The organism is uncultured Arcticibacterium sp., assembly GCF_964021845.1.
GTDB lineage: Bacteria > Bacteroidota > Bacteroidia > Cytophagales > Spirosomataceae > Arcticibacterium.
The window spans coordinates 902,624-915,555 of sequence record NZ_CAXHZC010000001.1; the positions used below are offsets into that span (position 1 = coordinate 902,624).

Here is a 12,932-nt window from a genome sequence, read left to right on the forward strand (position 1 = left end):
TGCTTTAATCCGAAGACTGTTTAAGACTTTAAATAAAAAATTAACAACATGAAAAACTTACTGCTAAGTGGCCTTGTCCTACTTTTTATAATAAGTACTGTGCCTTGCTTTGGTCAAAATGTAACCATAACGCCCAATGGCATTACGCCCGCCGTTTCTGGGGATTTACCTAGATTAACGTATGATGAAATACTTGCTTTACCAACACCATCTGTAGGAGATATGGCTATAGACCTTACTTACAAGACCCTCCGGTTTTATAATGGCTCAGACTGGGTGTATTTTCTTAGTGCATCTCAAGAACAACAACCACTTTTAACAGGATTTGGTCTTAAGGGAGATTCAACGGAGTACATAACCAGTATTGACTTTGACAGCAATGATAATATCTGCATGGCAGGAATTTTCAACGGAACGCTTAAAGGAGTAGGAAATGTGACGTATACAGGAGGGGGTAGTTTTATAGTAAAGTCAAACCTGCAGGGGGAAATATCTTTTGCCAAGGTCTTACCCGGAACGTTGACTATTTTAGATATGGTATTAGATGATGCTGATAATATGTATGTTACAGGTTATTTTACAGGAACACATGAGTTTTCACCATCCCTAATTATAAATTCTGCAGGAAACAACGACATGTTTACCGCCAAGTTTGATAGTAATGGTAATCCCATTTGGGCTATTTCTAGCGGTGGAACAGAAAGGGATGTCGGTTTAAAGATTATATTGGATACATCTGGCGATGTGGTGGTTTGTGGAGAATATAACGGCGTAGCCTCTTTTAGTGGTCTTAATTTAAGTTCGGAAGGCAGCAGCGATATATTTTTAACAGTTTATAATAGCAGTACTGGTGCACTTTCTCGTATAAATAGGCTAGGTGGTACTGGGCATGATGAGCTTGACGGCTTAAGCCTCAAAAGCAATGGCGAAATAGTTTTGGGTGGGTCTTTCACAAATACCTTAGAGATAGGGGCCGACACCTATACTGACGTATATCATAATCCTCATTTTATAGCAACATTAAATTTGGTTTCCAATACATGGGTAGATTCGTTTGTTCTAAAAACAGGCTGTTCTACAATGGCATTTGAAATAGATTCGATAGATAATGTTTTGGTTTCTGGTTTCTTTGAAGATTCAGTTATGCTAAATGGGGCAAATTTAGCAGCTTACAGTGGGGTAGATGAAGGTCTTTTTGTAGTTAAATTAGACGATTCTGAAACACTTCTTTGGAAGCATTTTTTTGAAACCGATAATTCAAATCAACCTTTGTTTCTTAAGCTGGATAAAAGCAGTCAAGATGTATATCTGGCTAGTACTATTCCCTCAGATATTAAGTTTTACGACAAAACCATCAGTGACTATGGTAACGCCAGAAGTTTTTTTGCCAAGATTTCAAGTTTTGGAACTTATAAATGGTCACGTTCTTTTAGAGGTATTTCGGCACCGAATGGTTTGGCCTTTTTTGAAGGAGATGACAGCATGTATGGTTTTGGTTTATTTATTAATGAGTTGGGTCTAGATAATATTATTATTTCACCTACTAATTTTAGCGAACCAATAAGTGAAAATGAGTTAGACAGTTATGTAATCAAGATTCAGGAATGAAACGTATGGCACACCTTAAGTCCATCCTGTTAAATGGGGTGGACTTTGATGTTTGAAATAGAAAAACACCGATAAGTCTAATATGTTAAATAGCTAAGTAGGCTTGGCCTTTGTACTTTGATTGTTTTGTAATCTGCTGAATAGCAGATATTTGTATTTTGTGATACGATTTTGTAAATAGAAATGATTATTTTAGCTGTACAAAAAAAGCTTAGCCATGAAAAATGCTCTGATTAAATTTATTTGTGTTGTATTTTTTATTAGTAGTTGCCCCGCTTTTGCACAGTCAGGCATAGTATTGCCATACGGCATCAAAGTCCCCGAAGTGGCTGATTTAGAACAGGTGGTTTCTCCTATAGAAGGGATGATGGTTTACTCTGAACAGCAGCAAAGCTTATTTTTAAGAAAAGGAAGCTCTTGGGAGGCCATAAGTCAAGAGGTACCTAGCAGTGAAGCTCATATTTTTGTAGAAATATACGGTGAGGACCCAGACTTATATGATGAAACGGTATCTAAAGATATTCATAGTTCGGAGTCAAAGGTGTTAGAGGTTGATTTTAAATTTTATAAAACAGCTCCTCGTGGCTCTGCTTTAGCAAGTTTGAAATTTAAAAAGAAACTTGGAAGGTCAAGTTTAAGAATTCAAAAATCTATTATGGATGGGAAGATACATCAAGAAGTCATTTTTACCTTTTATGTAAGAGACCCTTCCACCTTGATTGATATACCTTATTATAGATACACTTTTGAAGTTGTCACATTTATGTCTGACCAAATTATTGGCCCGCATGCCGAATTAAATACGCTTGTAGATGATTCACCAACAAGAAATGCCAAGAGCTTAGTGGAGGAAATTGAGTTTGTTTATGAAAAAATGACGGTCGAAGATCTTGTGAATAACGCCTCTTTTGTGCATGAGTTTGATACTCCAGCTGGGTCGGAGTGATTCTTAAGCTGACGTTGTTAACTGCCAAACTTTTAGCACTAAAATGAAAAGTTATTGCAGAACTTAAAAACCCAAAGGGTATATTTATTAAATACGAGAAATGTTTATCTGCTTCCAAAGCTAGCTTTATTGGGATAGGGGGGCGTAATGTCATATTCTTTGTAATTGGTTTTATGCCCATGCCCCAATTCTTTTGTCGCTTAGAATAGAATAAATGTTACATATATTGTATACTTTATAATCAGCAAGACGAGGTTTATTTCCCTGAGGCAATGCCTTCTGAAAAAGCTTATAAGTTAGTGGCCTCGAAATTACAGTATCAATATAAATATTGTCATCAGTTCCAAGGCTGTAGGTAAAGGGCTTGCCGGTTTTAGTATAAAATGTTTCGCCAGAATGTCTTAATATTTTTTTCCAGATTTCTTCCATCGCTATATTTTCGTTTAGTATAAACACTCTTTTAGCCAGACAAGCTGCTGCATTTAGCCAGACAAGCTGCTGCATTAAAAATTGATGTAAAATAATAACATAAATTAGTTTTAGCTTTCAAAAGAAAGATAATTGTCAAAGAAATAAGTCATAGGGATGAGTCAAGTGAAGATGGATATTACTTGCAAAGAGAAAGAATAATGGGCAACTAATATTATTAAATCCCCAATTCCATTTTCTAAACCCAAATCAATTTGAGATTAGCTTATTTTAGCTATATCTTAATGCAAAGATTTAACTCACTCTAGGTATTCCATCAAATGAAAAATTCAAGAAGGACATTTATCAAAAAAGCTTCCACTGGTGCTTTTGCTCTAAGTTTGGGTGGTGTTTTACCCGGTTTCTCTGCTCAAAGCTATGCACGCATAAAAGGAGCAAATGAGAAAATTCTTGTCGCTGGAATGGGCGTAAATAGTCGTGGAAATGCTGTTGCCAAGAATTTTGCTATTCAAGAAGGATGCGAAGTGCTACACATTTGTGATGTTGATTCTAGGGCCTCCAAAGTTTGTATTGATGCTGTAAGCGAAATACAAGGTTATAAACCAAAGAATACGCCTGACTTCAGAAAGGCTTTAGAGGATAAAGATTTAGATGTTTTGATAGTCACGGCACCAGACCATTGGCATGCTCCGGCAGGTTTGTTAGCCAGTAGTGCTGGAAAGCACGTTTACCTAGAAAAACCATGTAGCCATAATCCTAAAGAAGGTGAAATGCTGGTGGAATCAGCTGCAAAGCATAAAATTGTGATGCAAATGGGTAATCAGAGACGTTCATGGCCAAATGTGGCTCAAGCCATAAAAGAACTGCATGATGGCGTTATAGGACGCCCATATTACGCTAAAACTTGGTATACAAATAACAGAGCTTCTATTGGTATAGGTAAGAAAACTGCTGTGCCTTCTTGGCTAGACTTTGATTTATGGCAAGGTCCTGCTCCTCGTATGGCTTATCAAGATAATTTGATTCATTATAATTGGCACTGGTTTTGGCATTGGGGCACAGGAGAGGCACTTAACAATGGCACACACATGGTTGACCTTGCTCGCTGGGGATTGGGAGTAGACTACGCCTCAAAAGTAACTTCGGCTGGTGGTAGATACCGCTATCAAGATGATTGGGAAACACCAGATACTCAATCTATTTCTATAGAATTTGCCAATAATAGTATGATTTCATGGGAAGGGCGTTCTTGTAATGGAAGTCATATAGAAGGCAATAGCGTGGGTGTTTTGTTTCATGCCGAAAACGGAACAATGTTGATTGAAAGTGGTAACTCCTATAAAATATTTGACCTTAAAAATAACTTGATCAAAGAAGTTAAAAATGATTTTGTTATTGACACAAGAAACCTTCAAAGCCCTTCGCAGCAACTGGATGCATTGCATATTCAAAACTTTTTTGATGGTATAAAAAGTGGTAAAACACTGGCGTCTGATATAGATGGAGGTTATAAGAGTACTTTACTGGTACAGTTAGGGAATATTGCTCAGCGAACGGGACGAACTTTAGATATTGACCCTAAAAATGGGTATATCCTTAACGATAAAGATGCCATGAAACATTGGTCGCGGACTTATGAGCCTGGTTGGGAGCCTAAAGTTTAATCTGGCGGCCACTTAAAAGCTTCTTGTTCCTACTTAGTTGCGACTAAACATCGCTTAATTCAGGTTTCTAGAAAGTATGTTTTCTAGGCTTATCTGTACGGCTGATGCATTTTTCATATAATTTGTACTGCAATAAGAGGAATCCTTTTTCATTTCAGAGGATGCTTTAGTACTAGTTCTGATGAAATGTTTATTTTTAATAATTCTCAACAATCGTTAAACAATCTTATGGGTTAAAACCCAATTCAACCATGAAATTATCAATTTTCAATACTCCTGAAGAAATGGGAGTATCTGCAGGAAAAAGAGCAGCAGAAATCCTTAGAAATACCATTGCAGAACGTGGCGAAGCCAATATTATCTTAGCAACTGGTGCAAGCCAGTTTGATGTGCTTAAACAAGTACTCTCAGAGAATGACATTGCTTGGGATAAAGTAAGCATGTTCCACCTTGATGAATACATAGGCTTACCACTTTCACACCCTGCAAGCTTTAGAAAGTACCTTTTAGATAGGTTTATCAATGTTATTAAACCGAGTTTTAAAAAAGTAGTATTGATTAATGGAGAAGAGGATGGCGAAAAGGAATGCCAAAGACTTGGTGAATTAATTAAAGAATATCCTATTGATTTGGCATTTGTAGGTTTTGGTGAAAATGGACATTTAGCCTTTAATGATCCTCCTGCAGATTTCGATACAGAAGAGCCATATATAGTTGTGGATTTGGACGATGTTTGTCGTCAGCAGCAGTTTGGCGAAGGTTGGTTTGAAAGTTTTGATGCGGTGCCTAAACAAGCCATTAGCATGTCTATTAAGCAAATAATGAAAACGAAACATCTGATTTGCTCAGTTCCGGATACTAGAAAAGCCGAAGCTGCTAAAAATTGCTTGAATGGAGAGGTAAGCAATCTTCATCCTGCTAGTATTTTGCAAACTCATCTGAGTTGTGAATATTTTTTAGATAAGAATGCGGCTAGCCTTTTACCGGAAAGTATCATAGCCAAATCAAAAATAGCATAGCATGTCGTCAAAAATCAAAATAAGCAATGGCAAAGTAATTACTCCAACGGAAATATTAGAACAAGCATCTGTGCTTGTATCTGATGGTAAAATTATTGGAATAGAAAAGGGTAATCCAGAATTTCCAGATGCTATAGAAATTGATGCCAAAGGCCAATACATTTCTCCGGGTTTTATTGATATACATGTGCACGGTGGGGGTGGTTCTGACTTTATGGACGGTACACCGGAGGCGTTTTTAACTGTTGCGGAAACACATGCAAGGTTTGGCACAACAGGCATGTTTCCAACTACTTTGACGGCAGAACCAGAGGATTTGGAAGCCACCTTAAATTCATTTGAAAAGGCGAAAGAACAGAACAAAAAAGGAGCATCTCTTTTGGGAATCCATTTGGAAGGGCCGTATTTCGCTATGAGTCAAAAAGGAGCTCAAGACCCACGATTTATCCGAAATCCTGATGAAAAAGAGTACAAAGAGCTTATTGCAAATTTTGATTGTATCAAAAGGTGGAGTGCGGCTCCAGAATTACCTGGTGCAATGGAGTTTGGAAAGTATTTGACAGAAAATAATATACTTGCCGCCATAGCACATACAGATGCCATTTATGAAGAAGCTGAAGAGGCTTTTCATAATGGTTATACATTGGCAACGCACTTTTATTCTGCTATGCTTGGGGTTACACGTCGTAATACCTATCGCTACGCTGGCGTGGTAGAAGCTGGCTATCTAATAGATGACATGGATGTAGAGATTATAGCGGATGGCTCACATTTGCCTGCTCCACTATTAAAACTTATTTATAAAATTAAAGGACCAAAAAGAACCGCTCTGATAACAGATAGTATGCGTGCCGCCGCTATGCCAGAGGGTAAGTCCTTATTAGGAGGTTACAAAAACGGTGTTGAAGTAATAGTAGAGGAGGGCGTGGCTAAAATGCCAGACAAAAGTTCTTTTGCAGGGAGTGTATCAACATTTGACCGATTGGTAAGAACAATGCTAAACATGGCTGAGGTGCCAATGTTAGAAACCATAGAAATGGCCAGTCTGACTCCAGCCAGAATAATGAAAGTTGATACTCAAAAAGGCTCTTTGGAAGTTGGTAAAGATGCTGATATCCTGATTTTTGATGAGGGAATTAACATCAAAATGACCATGGTAGAAGGAAGGGTGGTTTATGGTTTATAAACCAACTTCTTTCAAACTCACCGATGCTCCTCCTTTTTTCTTGCTCTCGTCGGCTGCCATCATGAAGGCACACATTTCAAGTGTTTCAGTTTTGTCTACAGGAGATATTCCAGTTTCGAAGAAATTAATGATTTCAACTAAAAGTGGGTCGTAGCCGTTATACGGTCCTAAAGGGCTAATACCTTTTTCGCCAAAAGCGGTACCACCATAATTTTGTTTCCCGTTTTTAATACCCCTAAATGTACCTATCCGTCCATCTTTCCATATTCCAGTCACTACTTCTTGGTCTTCACCTATCGTTCTTTGAACACTTTGACAGCCAGTTCCCATGACAGTAAAAAGCATTTCTACGCCATGTATACCATACCAAAATAAGTCTGGGTGGGTCTTTTCAAATTTCATTGGGCTGTAAGTATCAGCTCCTGAAATTTCACCAATAGACCCATTTTTGATTTCCATCATTCCGGTGGCAAATCTTAGCGATGATGCCGAAAATGTAGGGACACCATATTTCTCAGCAGCTTTGAAAATGGCTTGAGCATCTTTTAATGATGCCGCAATTGGCTTATCAATAAATGTTCTTTTTCCGCTTTTAAATACTTCTAAAGCTTGCTTTAAATGTCTTCTGCCATCGTTGGTTTCTAATAAAACCACATCCACTTTTTTGAGTAGTTCGCTTATTGAACCTACAATCTCTACGTCCATTTTCTTGACGTCCTCAATGTAGCCAGGGATTCTTTCTGTGCTAGAAATTATGTCTAAACTGCCTTGTGGATATGCTGCAACCACTTTATAACCTTTAAAAACAGCATCACCTCTATGTAGTGATTTGGTGAAGGCTACCGAATGTGAAGTGTCTAGGCCAATAATTCCTACACGTTTACCTTTGATGCTTTTTGTAATATCATTGTCTTTTTGGACAAATGATAAGCCAATACTTGCAGCTAAAACAGGTGCAAAGAAATCACGTCTTGTAAGTTTACTCATTTTGAAATATTCCAATTTCTAAATTGATGACCCTTGATAGCATAAAACACTAAGTAAAGATACCCTGGGAAGAGCACCCAATAGGCCGACTTTACATCATACATATCGGCAAAGTGACCGTAGACCAAAGGCATTATAGCATTTCCGCAAAGCATCATTATTAATATTGAAGAGCCTAATTTGGTAAATTTCCCTAAACCATCTAGTGCTAATGGCCAAATTCCTGCCCAAATCAAGGAGTTGGCTAAACCCATTAAGACCAAAAACCAGATAGAAATATCGGCGGTTAGGCCTAAAAACTGAACTTCTCCTTTTGTGAAAATTACTAGAAGTGTTAATACTAAGCCTAATACGGTACAAAATCGAAGTGCATTAACTTGAGATATAATTTTGGGCATTAATACTATTCCTAAAAGGTAACCGCAGATAGTGGCAGCCAGCGTATAAGATGGAAACACTTTGGCTTCCATTAGCTGTATATTCATGGAACCTGCATAGCCAATAATAGTATCTATGGCAATTACTTGTGTACCTACGTGCATGAAAATAGCGACCGCTCCAAGAATCAAATGGGGGAATTGGAAAATACTTGTTTTAGCAGTTTGCTTATCTGTAGACTCCTCTTTGTCTCCGTCCGTGTCAATTTCAGGTAATGGTGAAAAGCGAATACCTAAACCCAATAAGAAGAGCACAATTCCTACTATTAAATAGGGCATAACCACACGTTGAATAAGTTCGTCTAAGGCGGTAGCTTTATCTGCCTCACTCATGCTAGCCAAGTTTTGGAAAAGGTCGCTATCAGTTGCTCTTAAAACTACAGCGGCAAATATTAAAGGGGCAAGAATGCCTGCCGCTTTATTACAAATACCCATAATACTGATTCGCTGTGCCGCTCTTTCTTTTGGCCCCAGAATGGTTATATATGGATTTGCGGCTGTTTGTAAAATAGCCAATCCAGCACCAAGGGTAAATAAACCAAGTAAAAAGATATAATAAGTGCGACTATAAGCTGCAGGAATAAAGATGAACGCACCAATAGACATTATCCAAAAACCAAGCATTATCCCTTTCTTAAAGCCAACCTTTTGTAGTAAAAAAGAAGCAGGTACTGAGATTAAGAAATAAGAGATATAAAAGGCAAAGGCCACTAGATATGCCTGGAAATTAGTGAGTTCACATGCTATTTTAAAATAGGGAATTAAAATAGCATTAATCCAAGAAACAAATCCAAATATGAAAAACATCACTGCAACTATTGCAATGGATATACGAGTTTCGTTTCTGCTCAGAGAGCTTACTGCAACTGCTTCAGGCATTTAGAAGATATATGGTTAAATAATATATATAAATATAGGCTAAAATGTTCAATGTATACTTTGATATTTCGTTGTTTTCCTGCTCAAATTGTGAAATAGGGCAGTTTTTCAAGGTTGGTCTTCTCTTTTTTTAGATAGAGTAGAAGTGGGCTTCTTTTCATTTTGGGTTGAATGCTAAAGCTCTTGAATTTAGTTTTATAATCTATGAGAGCTTTGCTTAAAAGGATTAGTTATTAAACAAGAAATGTTTATTTTAGCCATACAACTATCAACCAGCCATGAAAACAATTCAATTTTAACAATGTGCTTCTTAACACATATTGCGAGAAGCACGGCCTTCGGTCAATCTGGCATTGTCCAACATCATTGTATTGATCAAGTTACCATTAGTTAAAATTCCCTTGTTTTACAGTCGCAAATCACCCTTTGAAATGTTCAAACCTATTCCTATCTATTTAGTCCTTTTCATAATATCTTGTTTTGTGTTGTCTTGCAAAAACAGTAACCAACCAAACGAAGAAACGACACGAGAAAAGTCTGATGCCGGCCAAACCTATCATTGGACGGAAGCTGATGGTAAAAAATATCTTAAGGAATTGGAGCAATCAATAGTTACTCCTGAAGACTGGCGAAAAAGAGCTAAAGAAATTCGGTCACATATATTAGGTGCCTCTCATTTAGAGCCACTTCCTGATAAATGTCCGCTTAATCCCATTTTTGGTGAAATAAGAAAGTTTGATGGTTATAAGGTTCAAAATGTGGCCTTTGAAAGTCTACCTGGGGTATACGTTACTGGTTCGATATATAGCCCTTTAACTGTTCCAGAAAAACCAGCTGGTATTCTTAGCCCGCATGGTCATTGGCCCAATAGAGAGGATTATGGGCGATACAGAGCCGATGTCCAAAATAGATGTGCTTCCATGGCTCGCATGGGGGCGGTAGTTTTTTCTTATGATATGGTGGGTTACGGGCAGCTTGCTGAATTTGGTTGGGTTCATGAATCTCCTGAAACCATGAAATTACAAATTTGGAATAGTATTAGGTCAGTGGATTTTCTGCTTAGTATAGGGGTAGACCCCAAACGTATAGCCAGTACAGGAGCATCGGGTGGTGGAACTCAAACTTTTCATTTGGCTGCGGTAGATTCACGAGTCAAAGTGTCTGTTCCTGTAGTGATGGTTTCATATCGTCATTTTGGTGGATGTGTTTGTGAGCTAGGTATGGACATTCAGAAAGATGGCAAATTCGAATATAATAATGCGGAGATTGCGGCATGTCTCGCACCTAATCCTTTGCTTTTAGTTTCGGTTGGTACTGATGCTACAGTATCTACCCCTAAAGTAGAATTCCCATTTCAGCAATACATATATAATGTCTTTGGAAAGTCTGGAATGGTTGAGAATGCTCACTTTCCGGATGAGGATCATGGATATGAGGCTAGCAAAAGAGCTGCGGTTTACCCTTTTTTAGCGAAGCATCTAGGCCTTGACGTTTCGGCTGTTTTTAATAAGGACGGAACTTTGAATGAAGAGGGCATTATAATCGAAGACATTGAAGCCCTTTATACTTTCAATGAAAAGCATCCTTTTCCTGAGGAAGGAATTAAATCTAACAAGGATGTGGTGTGGGATTGGAAAAGTGAATAAAATATAAAGACAATACATAAACCCTATTAACAATTAGAAAATGATAAATAGAATTCAATTCGTGCTCTTGATTTTAGCCTTAACTAGTTGTCAACAAGGGACTAAGCATAATAAAATACTTTTGGATGATGATTTTAGTTCGATTAGGCGTGGTCCTTACTCCGTGGACGTAGGTGCTCATACAGAATACCATTATTTACATGAGGCCGCTCCTAGGTCTCAATGGGCTGTTTCTACTTTCACTTGGGATTCTGATTTTAAGCGAGCATGGCATGTTCGTCAGGAAGGAGATGATCGTCAAATGATTCAGGTAATGACAAACGACGAAAAAAGACATACACACCCAATGGTGGTTGCTGGAGAGCAGGACTGGGAAGACTATGTTGTCAATTTACAATTCACACCTCAATCGAAAGAATTCCAGTCCGGATTGACTTTTCGTTATAGAAATGACCGAAATTATTACTTCGCAGGAGTAAAAGGTGATTCTTTGATTTTAAAGATGGTGGATGATGCTAAAGGTTTTCATCAACCTTATGAGGTGGAACGAGCCTCAGCCTTATTAAAATGGGAGCCAGATGAATTATTGACACTTCATGTATCCGTAGAGGGGAACAATATTTCATGCTGTATAAAAGACGTGACTATTGAAGCCATAGATGAAACCTATAATAAAGGAAAAGTGGGTCTCTTGGCAGATGTACCAACTAAGTTTCACCAAATAGAGGTGAAAACATCAAGCGATGAATTAGAGCGACTAAAAAAATCAAGAGAGAGTTATGCTATGGAATTAGATAAAGTCAAAGAATCTGTTCCTGAAATGAAAGTCTGGAAGAAAATAAACACAACTGGATTTGGAGTTGGTAGGAATTTAAGATTTGGAGATTTGAATAATGATGGAACGCTCGATGTTTTAGTGGGGCAAGTAGTTAACCATGGCCCTCAGGACAAAAACTCTGAGTTAAGCTGTATGACAGCCATGACTTTTGATGGGGAGATATTATGGCAAACCGGTACCCCAGATCCTTGGAAAGTCAACCTTACAAGTGATGTTGCTTTTCAGATACATGATTTGGATAATGACGGAAAGTCTGAAGTGATATACACCATGAACCGGGAAATGATAGTAGCGGATGGGGCCACGGGAAAGATTAAATATAAAAGAACTACTCCTAAAGTAATGGATCAGGAGATTATTAGCCCTGAAACACATAATATGTTTGGAAACATTCTGGGCGACTGTCTCTATTTCTGTGATTTGAGCGGAAAAGGATATGATAGTGATATAATTATTAAGGACAGGTATGAGCGAGTTTGGGCCATGGACAACAAATTAAATATTCTATGGTATAGTAAATTAAATACCGGCCATTATCCTTTTGCTTATGATGTTGATGAAGATAATAAGGATGAGCTCCTTATTGGTTATTCTTTACTGGATGATGATGGTAGTACTATGTGGACACTGGAAGACCAACTGGACGACCATGCAGATGGCGTGGCTGTGGTAAAATATACAGAAGATTCTGAGCCGATAGTAATGTGTGCTGCGAGCGATGAAGGGCTGTATTTTGCCAATCTTAAAGGTGAAATAACGAAGCATCATTATATAGGTCACGGTCAAAATCCAGCAATAGCCAATTTTAGAGATGATTTACCTGGACTGGAGACTATTTCCATGAATTTTTGGGGAAATCAAGGTATTATTCATTTTTATGATGCCAATGGTGATATTTATCATGATTTTGAGCCAAATCAATACGGGAGTATGTTGCTGCCAGTAAACTGGACAGGGAAATCTGAAGAGTTTTTTATTGTTAATCCAAATGTAGATGAGGGTGGTGTTTACGATGGCTGGGGTAGGAAAGTATTAGATTTTCCGGATGATGGCCACCCTGATATGTGTAATGCTGTGATGGACATTACAGGAGACGGAAGAGATGAAATTGTAGTTTGGGATCCTAATGATATATGGATTTATACACAAGATAGTGAGTCTTCAGAAGATAAATTATATAGCCCAATCAGAAATCCTCTTTATAATTATTCCAACTATCAAACTACAGTTTCATTACCTCAATGGAAGGAGTGAAGGGAAGTTGATCCTGTAATTATCGACTAGATATCGGCT

Annotated in this window: 10 protein-coding genes; 7 read left to right on the forward strand and 3 right to left on the reverse strand. The window is 37.9% G+C overall.

The genetic code is table 11. The features are described 5' to 3' along the window. The first annotated feature begins 48 nt into the window (after positions 1-48). Both AADJ06_RS03745 and AADJ06_RS03750 read left to right on the forward strand, forming a co-directional pair. Entirely contained in the window at positions 49-1,608 is a 1,560-nt protein-coding gene (locus AADJ06_RS03745) for a hypothetical protein (RefSeq protein ID WP_341225065.1), read from the forward strand. A gap of 217 nt (positions 1,609-1,825) precedes the next feature. Further along, positions 1,826-2,554 (forward strand): hypothetical protein, encoded by a 729-nt coding sequence (locus tag AADJ06_RS03750; RefSeq protein WP_341225066.1) that lies wholly within the window; start codon positions 1,826-1,828, stop codon positions 2,552-2,554. A gap of 171 nt (positions 2,555-2,725) precedes the next feature. Here the strand turns inward: AADJ06_RS03750 and AADJ06_RS03755 are convergent, their stop codons facing one another. Continuing rightward, entirely contained in the window at positions 2,726-3,058 is a 333-nt protein-coding gene (locus AADJ06_RS03755) for a hypothetical protein (protein WP_341225067.1), read from the reverse strand. A gap of 245 nt (positions 3,059-3,303) precedes the next feature. Between AADJ06_RS03755 and AADJ06_RS03760 the strand changes: the two genes are divergently transcribed. From AADJ06_RS03760 to nagA, 3 genes are all read left to right on the forward strand, one after another. Continuing rightward, complete coding sequence (locus AADJ06_RS03760; protein ID WP_341225068.1) at positions 3,304-4,647, forward strand: Gfo/Idh/MocA family oxidoreductase; 1,344 nt, start codon at positions 3,304-3,306, stop codon at positions 4,645-4,647. Between the two features lie 251 nt (positions 4,648-4,898). Next, positions 4,899-5,666 carry a glucosamine-6-phosphate deaminase gene (locus tag AADJ06_RS03765; RefSeq protein ID WP_341225069.1) on the forward strand — a complete coding sequence of 256 codons (768 nt, stop codon included), beginning with the start codon at positions 4,899-4,901 and terminating at the stop codon, positions 5,664-5,666. Between the two features lies 1 nt (position 5,667). Next, positions 5,668-6,852 (forward strand): N-acetylglucosamine-6-phosphate deacetylase, encoded by a 1,185-nt coding sequence (gene nagA / locus AADJ06_RS03770; protein WP_341225070.1) that lies wholly within the window; start codon positions 5,668-5,670, stop codon positions 6,850-6,852. Here nagA and AADJ06_RS03775 read toward each other — a convergent pair. Together AADJ06_RS03775 and AADJ06_RS03780 are read right to left on the reverse strand one after the other, a co-directional pair. Beyond that, a complete protein-coding gene (locus tag AADJ06_RS03775) occupies positions 6,847-7,839 on the reverse strand; it encodes a Gfo/Idh/MocA family oxidoreductase (protein ID WP_341225071.1) in 993 nt (330 codons plus the stop codon). The genes nagA and AADJ06_RS03775 overlap by 6 nt on opposite strands. After that, positions 7,836-9,155: a sugar MFS transporter gene (locus tag AADJ06_RS03780; RefSeq protein WP_341225072.1), complete on the reverse strand. Its 1,320-nt coding sequence runs from the start codon at positions 9,153-9,155 to the stop codon at positions 7,836-7,838. The genes AADJ06_RS03775 and AADJ06_RS03780 overlap by 4 nt, the downstream gene beginning before the upstream one ends. A gap of 431 nt (positions 9,156-9,586) precedes the next feature. Here AADJ06_RS03780 and AADJ06_RS03785 point away from each other — a divergent pair, with 431 nt between their 5' ends. Together AADJ06_RS03785 and AADJ06_RS03790 are read left to right on the forward strand one after the other, a co-directional pair. Next, positions 9,587-10,801: an acetylxylan esterase gene (locus AADJ06_RS03785; RefSeq protein ID WP_341225073.1), complete on the forward strand. Its 1,215-nt coding sequence runs from the start codon at positions 9,587-9,589 to the stop codon at positions 10,799-10,801. 40 nt (positions 10,802-10,841) lie between these two features. Next, a complete protein-coding gene (locus AADJ06_RS03790) occupies positions 10,842-12,893 on the forward strand; it encodes a hypothetical protein (protein ID WP_341225074.1) in 2,052 nt (683 codons plus the stop codon). Positions 12,894-12,932 lie beyond the last annotated feature (39 nt).